The following is a 15,636-nucleotide window of genomic DNA, read 5'->3' on the forward strand; positions in this document are numbered from 1 at the left end:
GCGCCGTCGGACCGTGTGCCGGGCGGAGCCGTCAGCCGGTCTGCCGGGCGGCCGCCCGTCCCGCCGCCCGCCCGGAGAAGAGGCAGCCGCCGAGGAAGGTGCCCTCCAGGGCGTTGTAGCCGTGCACGCCGCCGCCGCCGAACCCGGCGACCTCCCCGGCGGCGTAGAGCCCCTCGATCGGCTGCCCGTCGGCGCCGAGGGCGCGGGAGTCCAGGTCGGTCTGGATGCCGCCGAGGGTCTTGCGGGTGAGGACGTGCATCCGGACGCCGATGAGCGGACCGGCCGCCGGGTCGAGGATCCGGTGCGGGGCGGCGACCCGGCCGAGCCGGTCGCCGATGTAGCGGCGGGCGTTGCGGATGCCCTGGACCTGGGAGTCCTTGCTGTACGGGTTCGCCATCTGCAGGTCGCGTGCCTCGATCTGGCGCCGCACCCCGGCGGCGTCCAGGAGCGGTTTGCCGGTCAGCCCGTTCATCCGCTCCACGAGCTGCTCCAGCGTGTCCGCGACGACGAAGTCCTCGCCGTGCTTGAGGAAGTCGCGCACGGGCCCCGGAGCGCCCTTGCCGAGCAGCCGGTCGCGCAGCACCGCCCGGCGGTCCTTGGCGGTGATGTCGGGGTTCTGTTCGGAGCCCGACAGCGCGAACTCCTTCTCCACGATGCTCCGGGTGAGGACGAACCAGGAGTGGTCGTGGGAGGCGATGTCCTCGGTGGTGCGCAGGTGCCGCAGGGTGCCCAGGGTGTCGTAGCCGGGGAGGCACGGGTCGGGCAGCCGGCGGCCGAGGGCGTCGAGCCAGATCGAGGAGGGGCCGGGCAGGATGCGGATGCCGTGGCCGGGCCAGATCGGGTTCCAGTTCTGCAGGCCCTCGGTGTAGTGCCACATGCGGTCGCGGTTGACCAGGCGCACTCCGGCGGCGGCGCTGATGTCGAGCATGCGGCCGTCGACATAGGCGGGGACGCCGGTGACCATCCGGGCCGGCGGGGTGCCCAGGCGCTCGGGCCAGTGCCGGCGCACGATGTCGTGGTCGGCGCCGATGCCGCCGGAGGTGACGACGACGGCCTGGGCGGTGAGTTCGAACGTGCCGACGGCCTCGCGCCGGGAGGCGACGCCGCGGGGGGCGTCGTCGTCGGCGAGCAGCGTGCCGCGCACCCCGCGGGCCGCGCCGTCCTCGACGACCAGTTCGTCGACCCGGTGGCGGTGGTGGAAGGTGAGCAGCCCGTCCCGCGCGGCCTGCCGGGCGTGGTCGGCGAAGGGCTCGACGACGCCGGTGCCGGTGCCCCAGGCGATGTGGAAGCGCGGCACGGAGTTGCCGTGACCGTCGGCCCGCAGGTCCCCGCGCTCGGCCCAGCCGACGGTGGGGAGCACCGTGATGCCGTGCCCCTGGAGCCAGGACCGCTTCTCCCCGGCGGCGAACTCGACGTAGGCGCGCGCCCAGCGCACCGCCCAGGAGTCCTCGTCGTCGGTGCGGTCGAACTGCGCGCTGCCCTGCCAGTCGTTCCAGGCCAGGTCGAAGGAGTCCTTGATGCCCAGGCGGCGCTGCTCGGGGGTGTCGACGAGGAACAGCCCGCCGAAGGACCAGTACGCCTGGCCGCCCAGGTTGGCGGCGTTCTCCTGGTCGACGAGGGCGACCCTGCGGCCCCGGCTGGTCAGCTCGTGCGCCGCGACCAGACCGGCGAGGCCGGCTCCGACGACGATGACGTCCGCGTCCATGCGCGCGTTCCCTTCTCGGTTCCTCATGCGGGGGTGTGCGCGCTGCCGTCGGTGAGGAGCGCGGTGAGCAGTTGCTTGAGCCAGGCACGGGCGCGGGCGACGTCCTTGTCCAGCAGCAGTTGGGTGGTGACGCCGTCGTAGGCCGCGACGACCGCGTGGGCGGCTCCGTCCGCGTCGCCGAGGACGGCGGGCAGCGCGGTGTGGCCGCGGGCCCGTCCGAGGTGGTCGGCGACGGCCCTGCGCAGCCGCGCCCGGTGCTCCAGCAGCGTGGCGGCCACGGCCGGGTCGCGGGCGGCGTGCACCAGGAAGTCGGTCTTGACCAGGAGCCAGTCCAGGTCGAGCAGCAGCACCTCGGTGACCCGGTCGACCGCGGCGGGCACGTCGAGGCCGGGTCCGTCGACGGCGAGCGCCCCGGCGACCTGGTCGGCGATCAGGTCCGCGCGCTGCCGGTACAGCGCGAAGAACAGCTCGTCCAGGGTGGCGAAGTTGGAGTAGAAGGCGCCCCGGCTGTAGCCGGCGGCCTCGCAGACCTCCTCGATCGACACCCGGCCGTACCCCTTGGCGGCGAAGACCGAGAAGGCCGCGTCGAGCAGGTTGGCCCGGGTGCGGACCCGGCGCCTGGTGACCCGCCGCGCCGTCTCCTCCGCCGCCATGCCGGGTCCCCTCTCCCGATTCGATACGCAAATGTATCCGATACAGCAATGCATCGAAAGGCCGGGACGAACTTTTGAAGGGAACAGATTTTCGATTCGGGAGTACGCTGAGGCCATGACCGTGCACCACCTCCAGGGCTCCCTGTTCGACCAGGCCGACGACCTGCGGCTCGCCCCGCTGTCCGGACTGCGCCGCACCGGGCTCGGCCTCGGCGCGTGGATCGACGTGCTGCCGGGCTGGCTGTCCGGCGCGGACGCGCTGTTCGAGCGGCTGGCCGACGAGGTGCCCTGGCGGGCGGAGCGCCGCACCATGTACGACCAGGTCGTGGACGTGCCGCGGCTGCTCCGCTTCTACCCGGCCGGCGCCCGGCTGCCGCACCCGGTGCTCGACGAGGCCCGCGAGGCGCTGTCCGCGCACTACGCCGGCGAGCTGCGCGAGCCGTTCACCACGGCCGGCCTGTGCTACTACCGCGACGGCCGGGACAGCGTCGCCTGGCACGGCGACCGGATCGGGCGGGGGGCGCGCGAGGACACGATGGTCGCGATCCTCTCGGTGGGGGCGCCGCGGGATCTGCTGCTGCGTCCGGCCGGCGGGGGCGGTCCCGGCGTCCGGCGCCCGCTGGGCCACGGGGACCTGATCGTCATGGGCGGCTCCTGCCAGCGCACCTGGGAGCACTGCGTCCCCAAGACCACGCGGGCGGCCGGCCCGCGCATCAGCGTCCAGTTCCGGCCGGCAGGGGTGCGCTGAGGCCGGAGCCGGGGGGACGCCCTCGGTGGGCGGTGAGACACCGGCGCGCCGCCTCCCCGGAGTCCGGGGGCGCGCGGATCTGATGGGATGTCCTGGTCGGACAGGCCACCTCGGGAGCGGGGACATCGATGCGGACGGACGTGCAGCACGTCGCCGACGGCACCTACCTGGTGCACGGCACCCACACGAACTGGATCATCCTGACGGAGGGGGACGCGGCCACGCTGATCGACACCGGGTATCCGGGCGACCGGCGGCAACTGCTCGGCTCGCTGGCCGCGGTGGGCAGTTCACCGGAGGCGGTGCAGGCGGTGCTGATCACGCACGCCCACAGCGACCACCTGGGCTCCGCCGAGTACCTGCGCGCCGGGCACGGCACCCCGGTGCGCCTGCACGAGGCCGAAGTGCCGCACGCCCGCCGCGACTTCCTGGACCAGGTGTCCGTGGGCACGGTGCTGCGCAACGCCTGGCGGCCGGGCGTGCTGCCCTGGGTGGTGGGCGCGCTGCGGGCCGGCGGCACCGAGCACCTCCCCGTCGCCGCCCCCGAGGCCTTCCCCACATCGGGCCCGCTGGACCTGCCCGGGCGGCCGGTCCCCGTGCACACGCCGGGCCACACCCGGGGGCACACCGTGTTCCACCTGCCGGAGACGGGCGTGCTGGTCTCCGGCGACGCGCTGGTCAGCGGTCACCCGACCTCGCGGTTGACCGGCCCGCAACTCCTGCCGGACATGTTCCAGCACGAACGCTCCCGCGCACTCGCCTCACTGGACCTGATCGAGGGGCTCGACGGCGACGTGCTGCTGCCCGGCCACGGGCCCGTGCACCGCGGCTCGGTGAAACAGGCCGCGCGACGGGCCCGCGACATCGCTCTGGCGGACGGCCGCTCCCCCGGCACGGGACACTCCGGCACCCCGTCGCCGCACGCGTGAGCGACGCATGCGTGAACGAAAGACGGACGACAGGCCCTAGGGTCGGGACATGGCCCTGCAGATCAACGCCACCAATCCGGAGCATCCCGCGCTGCTGCTCGCGCTGCCGTGGGACGTCCCGCTGGAGGAGTGGCCCGAGGAGCACCTCGTGCCGCTCCCCCGCGGCATCTCCCGCCACGTCGTGCGCTACGCACGGGCCGGCGCCGAGGTGATCGCCGTCAAGGAGCTCGCCGAGCGGCCCGCGCTGCGCGAGTACGGGCTGCTGCGCGACCTGGACCGGCTGTCCATCCCCTCGGTGGACGCGCTGGCCGTGGTGACCGGGCGCACCGACACCGCCGGGCAACCGCTGGAGCCGGTGCTGATCACCCGCCACCTGGGCGGTTCCCTGCCGTACCGCTCGATGTTCGAGACCACGCTGCGCCCCGCGACGATGCACCGGCTGATGGACGCGCTGGCCGTGCTGCTGGTGCGGCTGCACCTGGCCGGCTTCGCCTGGGGCGACTGCTCCCTGTCCAACACGCTCTTCCGGCGCGACGCGGGCGCGTACGCCGCCTACCTCGTGGACGCGGAGACCGGCGAGCTCCACCCGCGGCTGAGCGGCGGCCAGCGGGAGTACGACCTGGACCTCGCCCGGGTCAACATCAGCGGCGAGCTGCTCGACCTGGAGGCGTCCGGTGCGCTGCACCCGTCGGTGGACCCGGTGGAGTTCGGCGCCGAGATCTGCGCCCGCTACGAGCGCCTGTGGCAGGAGCTGACCCGGACCTCGGTGTACCCGGCGGGCAAATACCACTACATCGAGCGCCGGATACGGCGGCTGAACGACCTGGGCTTCGACGTGGCCGAGATGCAGATCGAGTCCTCCTCCACCGGGGACACCGTCACCTTCGTGCCCAAGGTGGTCGACGCCGGCCACCACCAGCGGCAGCTGCTGCGGCTCACCGGCCTGGACACCGAGGAGAACCAGGCCCGGCGGCTGCTGAGCGACCTGGAGAGCTGGATGGCCACCCAGGACGACTACGCGCCGGACGCTGCCCCGGCGGACGGCGGGCGCCCGGCCGGGAGCGGCCCGCGCGGTGCCCGCCCGGAGGTGCTCGCCCACCGCTGGGTGCGCGAGGTGTTCCGGCCCACCGTGCGGGCGGTGCCGCCCGTCCTGCGCGGCGCGATGGAGCCGGCCGAGCTGTACCACCAGCTGTTGGAGCACCGCTGGTACCTGTCCGAGCGGGCGCAGCACGACATCGGCCTGGACACCGCCGTCGAGGACTACGTCCGCAGGATCCTGCCGAAGGCGCGCGAGACGCTGGAGCCGACGACACCGGGCTGAGCACGGGCCGGCCGCGCCGGGCCCGGAGCGCGTCCCGCCCGCGTGATCCTTCGCTCTGCCGGGGCGAAGCGGGGCGATCGAACATACGATGGGCGCACATCGGCCCGGCGACGCTGCCGCACCGGGCCGCCCGACCGACCAGGCGGGGTGGGAGACGTATGGCACAGGCCGCGGAGCCGGCGCGGACCGTCATCATGACCGTGGACGACGATCCCGGGGTCTCCCGTGCCGTCGCCCGCGACCTCCGGCGCCGCTACGGCGCGTCGTACCGGATCGTGCGCGCGGAGTCCGGCGACTCCGCGCTGGAGGCGCTGCGCGAGCTGAAGCTGCGCGGCGAGCTCGTCGCGGTCCTGCTGGCCGACTACCGCATGCCGCAGATGAACGGCATCGAGTTCCTCGAACAGGCCCTGGACGTCTATCCGGGGGCGCGCCGGGTGCTGCTGACCGCGTACGCGGACACCGACGCGGCGATCGACGCGATCAACGTCGTCGACCTGGACCACTACCTGCTCAAGCCGTGGGACCCGCCCGAGGAGAAGCTCTACCCGGTCCTCGACGAGCTGCTGGATGCCTGGCGCAGGAGCGACCACCGGCCGGTGCCGAGCACCAAGGTGGTCGGGCACCGCTGGTCGGCGCGGTCGTCGGAGGTGCGGGAGTTCCTCGCCCGCAACCAGGTGCCCTACCGCTGGTACTCCGCCGACGAGCCGGAGGGCCGCCGGCTGCTCGCCGCGGCGCGGCAGGACGGGCAGCGGCTGCCCCTGGTGATCACGCCGGACGGCACCCCGCTCGCCGAGCCCGAGCCGCCGGAACTCGCCGCCCACGTGGGGCTGGCGACGACGCCGGCGGCCGACTTCTACGACCTGGTGGTGATCGGCGGCGGGCCGGCCGGGCTCGGCGCCGCGGTCTACGGGGCGTCCGAGGGGCTGCGGACGGTCCTGGTGGAGCGGTCGGCGACCGGCGGCCAGGCGGGCCAGAGCTCCCGGATCGAGAACTACCTCGGCTTCCCCGACGGCGTCTCGGGCGCGCAGCTGACGGACCGGGCGCGCAGGCAGGCGGCGAAGTTCGGCGCGGAGGTCCTCACCGCGCGCGAGGTGACCGGGCTGGAGGTCAACGGCGCGGCGCGGACCGTGCGGTTCTCCGACGGGTCGGCGGTGGCCGCGCACAGCGTCATCCTGGCCACCGGCGTGTCCTACCGCCGGCTCGGCGCGCCGGGCGCCGCGGACCTCACCGGCTGCGGGGTTTTCTACGGCTCCGCGCTCACCGAGGCGGCGTCCTGCCAGGGCCACGACGTGTACGTCGTGGGCGGCGCCAACTCCGCGGGACAGGCGGCGATGTACCTGTCGCGGGGGGCCAAGTCGGTGACCCTGCTGGTGCGCGGCCCGTCGGTGACGGCGTCCATGTCGTACTACCTCGTGCAGCAGATCGAGGAGGCGCCGAACATCCAGGTGCGCTGCCACACGGTCGTGGACGCCGCGCACGGGTCGGGCCGCCTGGAGCAGCTGACGCTGCGCGACACGGTGAGCGGGGAGAGCGAACGCGTCGACGCGCAGTGGACGTTCGTCTTCATCGGCGCCGCGCCCCTGACCGACTGGCTCGGCGACACGGTGCTGCGCGACGAGCGGGGGTTCATCCTGGCCGGGCCGGACCTCACCGCCGACGGCCGGCCGCCGGCGGGCTGGGAGCTGGACCGGCCGCCGTACCACCTGGAGACCAGTGTCCCGGGGGTGTTCGTGGCGGGCGACGCGCGGGCGGAGTCGGCCAAGCGCGTCGCGTCCGCCGTGGGAGAGGGAGCCATGGCCGTGATGCTCGTCCACCGCTACCTGGAGCAGTCATGAGGGTGTCGTCGTGAGCGGGCGGCCGATGCCGTGCAGCCCGAAGGAGATCGGCTCGCTGTTCCTCTTCGAGAAGCTGTCCCCCGAGCAGCTGGGGCGGTTGTGCAGCGAGGGCCGGGTGGAGCGCTTCGAGGCCGGGCCGGTGTACGCCGAGGGCGATCCCGCGACCTGCTTCTACGTGCTGGTGGAGGGCACCGTCGTGCTGTCCCGCCGGGTCGGGGGCGACGACGTGGAGGTGACCCGCACCTCCCAGCGCGGGGCGTACGCGGGAGCCATGCAGGCGTACCTCGGGGACCGGGTGCGGCAGGCGTACAACAACTCCCTGCGCGTGACGGAGCCGACGCGGTTCTTCGTGCTGCCGGCGGACACCTTCGCGGACATCATGCAGGAGTGGTTCCCGATGGCGGTGCACCTGCTGGAGGGGCTGTTCTTCGGCGCGAAGAGCGCGCAGGCGGTGATCGGGCAGCGGGAGCGGCTGCTGGCGCTGGGCTCGCTGTCCGCGGGTCTCACCCACGAGCTCAACAACCCCGCGGCGGCGGCCGTGCGGGCGACGGCGTCGCTGCGCGAGCGGGTCGCCAGGATGCGCCACAAGCTCGCGGTGATCGCCGGGGGCACCTTCTCCCGGGACGCGCTGGCCGGCCTGATCGAGCTGCAGGAGCGCACCGCGGAGCGGGTCACGAAGGCGCCCTCGCTCAGCCCGCTGGAGGCCACCGACCGGGAGGACGCCCTGTCCGACTGGTTCGACGACCACGGCCTGGACAACGGCTGGCAGGTGGCGCCGACCTTCGTGCAGGCCGGGCTGGACGTGGACTGGCTGGAGCAGGTCGCGGCGGCGGTCGACGCGGAGATCCTGCCGGGGGCCGTGGGCTGGATCGGCTACACGGTGGAGACCGAGCTGCTCATGAACGAGATCGCGGACTCCACGACCCGCATCTCGCACCTCGTGGACGCCGCCAAGCAGTACTCGCAGCTGGACCGGGCCCCGTACCAGGTCGCCGACGTGCACGAACTGCTGGACAGCACGCTGCTGATGCTGTCGGGCAAGATCGGCCGCATCGAGGTGGTCAAGGAGTACGACCGGACGCTGCCGAGGATCCCCGCCTACCCGGCGGAGCTGAACCAGGTGTGGACGAACCTGGTCGACAACGCGGTCTCCGCCGTCCGCGACGCGGGCGGGGAGGGCACGCTGACGGTCCGCACCGCGCGCCACGCGGACCAGCTGCTGGTGGAGTTCCGGGACACCGGCCCGGGGGTCCCGCCGGAGATCCGGGACCGGATCTTCGATCCGTTCTTCACCACCAAGCCGGTGGGCCAGGGCACCGGTCTGGGCCTGGACATCTCCTGGCGGATCGTCGTCAACAAGCACCACGGCAGCCTGCGCGTGGATTCGGTGCCGGGCGACACCCGGTTCCAGGTGCTTCTGCCGCTCGCGGCGGCCGCTCCCGACGAGTCGCCGCTCACGCCCGAGGAGTCCGTATGACCAGTGAATCCGGCATCGATCCGGCCGCCCCGCCGAGCGGCACCGGCTGCGTGGAGTGCGACGCGGCCGGCGGCTGGTGGTTCCACCTGCGGCGCTGCGCGCAGTGCGGCCATGTCGGCTGCTGCGACGACTCGCCCGCGCGGCACGCCACCGCGCACTACCGGGACACCGGGCATCCGGTGATCCGCAGCTTCGAGCCGGGCGAGGACTGGTTCTGGAACTTCGCCACGGAGGAACTCCTGGCGTCCGGGCCCGGGCTCGCGCCGCCGCTCAGCCATCCGGCCGACCAGCCCGTACCGGGTCCGGCGGGCCGGGTCCCCGCGAACTGGGCGGACACGCTGCGCTGAGCCGGGCGGCGGCCCACCGGGCGGGGCGCTCGGCGCCCGCCCGGTGGGCCGTGCGGATGCCCCGCGCGGGGCGGGGCATCCGGTCGCCGTCGCGGCGGTCCGTCAGTGACGGTCCGCCGGAGTGTTGGCGGCGGTGACGTCGACCGCGGCCCAGGCCCGGTCCACCGTCCTGTACTCGGTGCTCGACGCGCCGTAGAGGTCCTTGGCCGCCTTCAGCGTCGCGAGGCGCGCGTCGTGGAAGTCGGTCGAGGAGACCATGTAGCGGGTCAGGGCGCGGTAGTAGATCGCCGTGGCCTTGGTGCGGCCGATGCCCTTGACCGACATCCCGCCCCAGGTGGGCGAGTTGTAGGCGACGCCGCCGATGGTCTTGCGACCGCTGCCCTCGGCGAGCAGGTAGTACGCGTGCGAGGAGACACCGGAGCCGGCGTGGACCTCGGTGTCGTACACCGCGGGCGACCAGTAGTCGATAGTGCCCTCGAGCTTGTCCAGCGACGGATGGTCGAGACGGCGCAGGAACTTCTGCGCCAGGCCGAGCTTCTCGCCCATCAGGTAGTTCGGCGGGTTCTTCGGGTTGTTGGCGAAGAACTCGACGTTGGAGCCGAAGATGTCGGCGAGGGACTCGTTGAGCGCGCCCGGCTCGCCGTACTGGTTGCCCTCGGCGTCGACCCGGGTGGGCTCCAGCTTGGCGGTCGCGTCGACGACGCCGTGGGTCAGCTCGTGGCCGGTGACGTCGAGGACGACGAGCGGCTTCTTGAACATCCGGCCGTCGCCGTCGCCGTACAGCATGCAGTCGCACGTCGGGTCCCAGAACGCGTTCGCGATCCTGGTGCCGAAGTGGACCATGGCCTGGGCACCCTTGCTGTTGTTCTCGATGCCCTTGCGCCCGAAGGTCTTCTTGTAGAAGTCGAGCGTCCTGGTGATGCCGTACTGCGCGTCCACGGCCGCGCTGGCGCGGCTGGAGGTCGTGCCGTTGCCCCACTTGTCGGTGGAGCTGGTGAACTTCGTGCCGCGGCCGAAGTTCTCGATCTGCTTGTTCTTGGCGTCCCGGGTCTCGGTGCCGTAGCGGCTGGGGTCCTTGAGCAGGTAGCCGGTGCGGGAGGTCCGGGTGGTGGTCAGGGAGACCTTGCCGAGGAACAGCGAGGACCCGGTGCCCGTGGCGGGCGAGGGGTAGCGGGTGGCCCCGGCCGCGGAGGGCGCGGTCAGCGGCGACGGCTGCGCGCCGTCACCGGTGGCGGGATCCAGTGTCTCGCCGTGCTTGCGCAGGGTGCTGAGCAGCTTGGGCGACAGGAACTGGTCGCTGTCGGGGGTGTTGCTGCGCACCCGGCCGGTCTCGGCGTCGACGACGACGGTCCGGGAGCCGGTGTCCTCGGCGGTGGCGTCGCCGGTCACCTGCACCTGGTAGGCGAGGGCGGAGGCGCCGTCGCGGGCGTCCACGACCAGTTCCGCGGTGCCGGCGTCGCCGCCGGCGGCGGAGGCGGCCTTGGCGGCGGCCTGCTGCGGCGTCAGCTTCGCGCGGATGGCGGCGGGCTGCACGGTGTGGCCGGCGGCCCGGGTGACACCGGTGTAGGCGAGCGCGTGGTCCAGGTGGACGACGAGGTCGCCGCCGAGGACGGGCATGCCCTGGTGGGTCCGGATGAAGCGGACGTGGCGCGCACCCTCGGGGTCGAGCATCACGTCCTGGGCCTGCAGTTCGTCACCCTGGCCGACGCCGGTGGCCGACGCGTGGGCGAAGGCGGCGGCGCGGGCGGAGGCCACCACGGCCCCGGCGGAGGTGGCGGCGGAGGCGACGGTGTGGTCCGCGCCGGTGTCCGTGGTGGCGAGCGCCGTGCCCGCCAGGCCGGTCACGGCCGTCGTCACCGCGGCGGCTATCGCCATGGTGCGTATGTGGGGTTTGCGCACTCTTGAGGTTTCCTTCGCTCGGCAGGACGGCCGGGCAGGCCGGCCGCCCTGGGGCGCGGCGCGACGGCGCCGCGGGGGCTGGTCGGGCCCCCGGTGCGAAACCCTGAAGGATCAGTCATGTGCATGTAAAGACCGAACGAACAATTACGTTCTTTACAGGACAATCCTTTGCCAATCGATCCCACTCGGTGATCAACGAGCGACCAACTGTGTGTCGACTGTGGAGATGTGACGGGATGCGAGAAGGTTGCCCCTGCCTCGATGTGATGGATCTCGCACGGACGACGCGCGGACACAAGGACGGGAGACGCAGCACATGGCCCCACGAACGGTGTGCAGGAGCGCGGTGCTCGGACCGCTGGTGCTGGCCCTCCTGGCGGGCCCGGCCCACGCCGCGGACCGGAACAGGCCGGCGGCACCGGCCCCGGCGGACCACGGCGGGCGGCCGGCGGCGGCCCCGGCGGCGCTGCCCACGCCCGACACCGCGGCCCTGGGCGGCCTGCTGCGCACGGCGCTGGCGCAGGGGGCACCCGGCGCGATGGCCAGGATCGACGACCACCGCCTGTCCTGGGACGACCACGCGACCGTCTACCGCGCCATGGAGGGGGTCGCCGACCGCGCCACCCGGGCCGTCATCGACACCGCCGACCGGGTCCGCATCGGCAGCGTCACCAAGACCTTCTCCACCGTCGTCCTGCTGCAACTGGCCGCCGAGGGACGCCTGCGGCTCGACACCCCGGTGAACCACTACCTGCCGGGCCTGCTCCCCGACGACCGGATCACGGTCCGGCACGTCCTCGGCCACCGCAGCGGGCTGTACGACTACACCAACGACATGTTCGCGCAGACCGTCCCCGGCTTCGAGGCGGTGCGCACCAAGGTCTTCACCTACCGCCAGCTGGTGACCCGCTCCCTGCAGCACCCGCGCACCAACGCGCCCGGCGCCGCGTACGCCTACTCCAACACCAACTTCGTGGTGGCCGGACTGCTCATCGAGAAGCTGACGGGCCATCCGGTGCGGACCGAGTACGAGAACCGCATCATCAAGCCGCTGAAGCTCCAGGACACCTTCTACGTGCACCCGGACACGAGGATCCCCGGCCGCCACGCCCACGGCTACCTCACCCCGGACGCCAAGGGCGCCGCCCTGGTGGACGCCACCGACCAGACCGTGTCGTGGGCGCAGAGCGCCGGCGCCCTCATCTCCAGCACCCGCGACCTGAACACCTTCCTGTCGGCGCTGCTCGGCGGCCGGCTGCTGCCCGCCGCGCAGCGGGCGGAGATGGAGCGGTGGCTGCCGGCGGGCACCGGTCAGGCCTACGGTCTCGGGCTGCGGCGGCGCGACCTGTCGTGCGGGGTGTCGGTCTACGGGCACACCGGAGCCGTCCAGGGCTTCTACACCTATGCGTTCGCCTCCAAGGACGGCCGCCGCAGCCTCACCGCGGTCGCCACCACGTCGAACAACGGCGCGGTGCACGCGACGATGCTGCGCACGCTGGAGTCCGTGTTCTGCGGCCGGCGCAGCACGGTCCGCGACACCCCGCTCCCCCGCACGGCCGCCGCGGACGACCTGACCCAGTGACCCTTGGCGGAACCAATCGCTCCGGGCCACCATGCCCGGATGAAGGGTGACCTCTTTTCCAGCGCGCACGTGGTGCGGCCCGCGGCCGCGCCGGGCATGTCCGTCGAGAATCCCAAGTGCATCCGGTACGGAGTCGCGGGCGAGATGTTCGCCCGTCAGGGCTCCATGGTGGCCTTCCGCGGCGACCTGCGCTTCGAGCGCAGGGGCCAGGGCGTGGGCGGGATGCTCAAGCGTGCGGTCACGGGCGAGGGGCTGCCGCTGATGTCCGTGCGCGGGCAGGGCGAGGCGTGGTTCGCGCACGAGGCGCGCAACTGCTTCGTGGTGGAGATCGAGCAGGGCGAGGAGTTCACCGTGAACGGCCGCAACGTCCTGTGCTTCGACGCCTCCCTGGCGTACCGGATCGCCACCGTGAAGGGGTCCGGCGTGGCGGGCGGCGGCCTGTTCAACAGCGTCTTCTCCGGGCAGGGCGCGCTGGGCCTGGTGTGCGAGGGCACCCCGCTCGTCATCCCGGTCTCGCCGGAGCGGCCGGTGCACGTGGACACCGACGCCGTGGTCGGCTGGACGGCCCGGCTGGAGACGTCGCTGCACCGCTCGCAGTCGCTGGGGTCCATGCTGCGCGGCGGTTCCGGCGAGGCGGTCCAACTCACACTGCGGGGGGAGGGGTTCGCCGTCGTACGTCCCAGTGAGGCGAGCCCGCAGAAGGCCGCGCAGCACTGACCGCACCCCGCCTCGGAACGTGATCCGCGCCGCACGGGCAACCCGGTCGCGCGCACCGGCGTCTTGATCGGCAACAGACCGGAGCCCCGCCCTCTTCCGGGGGCCGGGGCGGATTCCCGACGCGCTATACACATCATGTATACATAGCGTGTATAGAAAGGTGCGCATGTACGGCAAGGCCTTCGCCCCGGAGTACCAGGGCGCCCTCACCTCCCTGTCCGTCAACTCCTCCCTGACCGACGTCCTGGCCGCCGGGAGAGAACGGTTGGCGGCCGCCGAACGGTCCGGGCAGCAGGGCGAGGCCGCCCGTTCCGGACTCGCGGTGGCCGAGGCGCACCGGCGGCTCGGCCAGATCGGGGAGGCGGACCGCGCCTGGAAGGCGAGCTACCGCACCGCCCGCGGGGCCGGGGACACCGCCTCGATGGCCTGGGCGCTCTGGAGCGGCGGCACCCTCGCCCGGCAGCGCGGCGCGTTCCCGCTCGCCCGGCGGCTGCTCGGCCACGCCGCCGCCCTCGGCGAGCGGGCCGGGGACGTCGTGGTCCGCGGCTACTCGCTGGCCGGCCTCGCCGAGACCGGCCGCATCCAGGGCGACTACGAGGCCGTGGGCCGACTGCACGAGCAGCTCCTCGCCGAGGCGCGGCGGCGCGGCGAGGCCCGCCACACGGTGTGGGCCCTGGAGGGCATCGCGCAGATGCACCGCAACACCGGGTCGTACGACACCGCGTACGCGATGTTCGAGGAGGCGGCCGGGATAGCCGCGGGCGCCGATGACCGGCGCGGGCACGCCTGGGCGCTGCGCGGACTGGCGGACGTCGTCTCCGTGCGCGACGGGGACACCGGGCGGGCGCTCGCGCTGCTGGCGGAGGCCGAGGAGACGTGCCGCGCGATGGACCTGGCGGCCGCGCTGGCCTACAACCACAAGATGCGCGGCAACGTGCTCCACCGCGCCGGCCGGTACGCGGAGGCGCGGGACATGTACGGCAGGGCGCTGGAGGAGTTCCGCGCCATCGGCGAGCCGCGCGGCGAGGCCCTGTCCCGCCTCGGTCTGGCCAAGTCGCTCGCCCGGCTCGGCCGCGACCGCGCCGAGACCGCCGCCGAACTCGCCGACCTGGCCCGCACGATGGACCGCATCGGCCTGCGGCACGCGCGCCGGATGGTGGAGCGGGCCCAGGAGGAGCTCACCGGCCCGGACACGGGCACGGACGGCACGGGCACACCGGACACGGCCACCGTGACGCGGGGCCGGGGCACGGGCGCGGGCATGCGGGGCGCGGGCACCGGCACCGCGGCGCCGGGCCGGGGCCCCTCGGGCTCGGGCACCCCGGGCACGGGCGCGGGCGCGGCCGTCGTCGGGGCGGGGGGCACGCGATGACCGCGGTGTCCCCGGCCCCTCCGGTCGCGACCGGAGCGCCCGCCGTCCTGGACCGCTGCCGGGCGCTGGTGCGGCCGGCTCTCGGGGAGGCCGTCGGACGGCTGCATCCGTGGGTCGGTGAGATGGCCCGCTACGCGCTCGGCTGGTGCGAGGCCGGCGGCGCGTCCGTGGCCGCACCCGTGGCCGCACCCGGTGGCAAGGGCGTGCGGCAGGCGCTCGCCGTGCTCGGGGCCGAGGCGGCCGGGGCGCCCGGACGGGACGGGGTCCCGGCGGCGGTCGCGGTGGAGCTGGTGCACACCTTCTCCCTCGTCCACGACGACATCATGGACGGCGACGCCACCCGCCGCGGCCGCCCGGCCGTGTGGCGTGCCTACGGCACCGGGCCCGCCGTCCTCGCGGGCGACGCCCTGTTCGCGCTGGCCGTCGAGACGCTCGCCGGGGCCCCGGGCGGCGCCGCGGCCGTGGGCACGCTGTCCACGGCACTGGGCGACCTGCTGCGCGGGCAGGCCGACGACCTGGTCTTCGCCACCCGGCCCTGGACGGGACCGGAGCGTGTGCGGCCCGGCGAGTACCGGCTGATGGCGGAGCGGAAGACGGGGGCGCTGCTGGGGTGCGCGGCCGCCCTGGGCGCCCGGCTCGGCGGGGCGCCGCCCGCGACGGCCGACGCCCTGGACCGGGCCGGGCGGCACCTGGGCACGGCCTTCCAGGTGATCGACGACGTGCTGGGCCTGTGGGGCGATCCGGCCGTCACCGGCAAGCCCGTCCACGCCGACCTGCGGGAGCGCAAGAAGACGTACCCGGTGCTGGCCGCCCTCGACTCCCCGGGACCCGCGGCCCGGCGTCTGGCCGGGCTGCTGGACGCGGACGGGGATCCGGCCGAGGCGGCCGCGCTGGCCGAGGCGGCGGGCGGTGCCGCGGCGGCCCGGGACGAGGCCCGGCGGCACGTCCGGGAGGCGGCGGCCGCCCTCGCGTCGGTGCCGCTCGCCGGAGCGGCGGGCGGCGAACTGCGCGCCCTGGCGGCCTTCCTCACCGATCGCGCCCGGTGACCCGG

13 protein-coding genes are annotated in these 15,636 nt (G+C 74.1%); 10 read left to right on the forward strand and 3 right to left on the reverse strand.

Translation table 11 applies throughout. From position 1 onward, the window contains the following. Positions 1-31: 31 nt before the first annotated feature. Positions 32-1,705 carry an FAD-binding dehydrogenase gene (locus P3H78_RS22080; protein WP_276110828.1) on the reverse strand — a complete coding sequence of 558 codons (1,674 nt, stop codon included), beginning with the start codon at positions 1,703-1,705 and terminating at the stop codon, positions 32-34. 23 nt (positions 1,706-1,728) lie between these two features. Then, positions 1,729-2,358, reverse strand: a complete 630-nt coding sequence (locus P3H78_RS22085; RefSeq protein WP_276110829.1) for a TetR/AcrR family transcriptional regulator — start codon at positions 2,356-2,358, stop codon at positions 1,729-1,731. 115 nt (positions 2,359-2,473) lie between these two features. Between P3H78_RS22085 and P3H78_RS22090 the strand changes: the two genes are divergently transcribed. The 6 genes from P3H78_RS22090 to P3H78_RS22115 all read left to right on the forward strand — a co-directional run bounded on the left by P3H78_RS22090 (position 2,474) and on the right by P3H78_RS22115 (position 9,015). Beyond that, positions 2,474-3,106 carry an alpha-ketoglutarate-dependent dioxygenase AlkB gene (locus tag P3H78_RS22090; protein ID WP_276110830.1) on the forward strand — a complete coding sequence of 211 codons (633 nt, stop codon included), beginning with the start codon at positions 2,474-2,476 and terminating at the stop codon, positions 3,104-3,106. A gap of 128 nt (positions 3,107-3,234) precedes the next feature. Next, entirely contained in the window at positions 3,235-4,035 is an 801-nt protein-coding gene (locus tag P3H78_RS22095) for an MBL fold metallo-hydrolase (protein WP_276110831.1), read from the forward strand. A 49-nt stretch (positions 4,036-4,084) separates the two neighbouring features. After that, positions 4,085-5,356: a DUF4032 domain-containing protein gene (locus tag P3H78_RS22100; protein WP_276110832.1), complete on the forward strand. Its 1,272-nt coding sequence runs from the start codon at positions 4,085-4,087 to the stop codon at positions 5,354-5,356. A 158-nt stretch (positions 5,357-5,514) separates the two neighbouring features. Further along, complete coding sequence (locus P3H78_RS22105; RefSeq protein WP_276110833.1) at positions 5,515-7,191, forward strand: NAD(P)/FAD-dependent oxidoreductase; 1,677 nt, start codon at positions 5,515-5,517, stop codon at positions 7,189-7,191. Between the two features lie 25 nt (positions 7,192-7,216). Next, a complete protein-coding gene (locus P3H78_RS22110) occupies positions 7,217-8,668 on the forward strand; it encodes an ATP-binding protein (protein WP_438828017.1) in 1,452 nt (483 codons plus the stop codon). Continuing rightward, the gene (locus tag P3H78_RS22115; protein WP_276110835.1) at positions 8,665-9,015 is read left to right on the forward strand and encodes a UBP-type zinc finger domain-containing protein; all 351 of its coding nucleotides are present in this window, start codon (positions 8,665-8,667) and stop codon (positions 9,013-9,015) included. Before P3H78_RS22110 ends, P3H78_RS22115 begins: the two co-directional genes overlap by 4 nt. A 102-nt stretch (positions 9,016-9,117) precedes the next feature. On the opposite strand, the gene P3H78_RS22120 is transcribed toward P3H78_RS22115, so the two are convergent. Next, positions 9,118-10,890, reverse strand: coding sequence for a M4 family metallopeptidase (locus tag P3H78_RS22120; protein WP_276110944.1), 1,773 nt, complete (start codon positions 10,888-10,890; stop codon positions 9,118-9,120). Between the two features lie 340 nt (positions 10,891-11,230). On the opposite strand from P3H78_RS22120, the gene P3H78_RS22125 reads away from it, so the two are divergent. From P3H78_RS22125 to P3H78_RS22140, 4 genes are all read left to right on the forward strand, one after another. Then, positions 11,231-12,496, forward strand: coding sequence for a serine hydrolase domain-containing protein (locus tag P3H78_RS22125; RefSeq protein ID WP_276110836.1), 1,266 nt, complete (start codon positions 11,231-11,233; stop codon positions 12,494-12,496). Positions 12,497-12,535: 39 nt separating this feature from the next. Next, on the forward strand, positions 12,536-13,213 hold the full coding sequence (locus tag P3H78_RS22130; RefSeq protein ID WP_276110837.1) for an AIM24 family protein: 678 nt from the start codon (positions 12,536-12,538) through the stop codon (positions 13,211-13,213). Positions 13,214-13,379: 166 nt separating this feature from the next. Continuing rightward, positions 13,380-14,585, forward strand: a complete 1,206-nt coding sequence (locus P3H78_RS22135) for a tetratricopeptide repeat protein (protein ID WP_276110838.1) — start codon at positions 13,380-13,382, stop codon at positions 14,583-14,585. Next, the gene (locus P3H78_RS22140) at positions 14,582-15,631 is read left to right on the forward strand and encodes a polyprenyl synthetase family protein (RefSeq protein ID WP_276110839.1); all 1,050 of its coding nucleotides are present in this window, start codon (positions 14,582-14,584) and stop codon (positions 15,629-15,631) included. The genes P3H78_RS22135 and P3H78_RS22140 overlap by 4 nt, the downstream gene beginning before the upstream one ends. Positions 15,632-15,636 lie beyond the last annotated feature (5 nt).

The organism is Streptomyces tropicalis, from assembly GCF_029269835.1.
GTDB classification, from domain to species: domain Bacteria; phylum Actinomycetota; class Actinomycetes; order Streptomycetales; family Streptomycetaceae; genus Streptomyces; species Streptomyces tropicalis.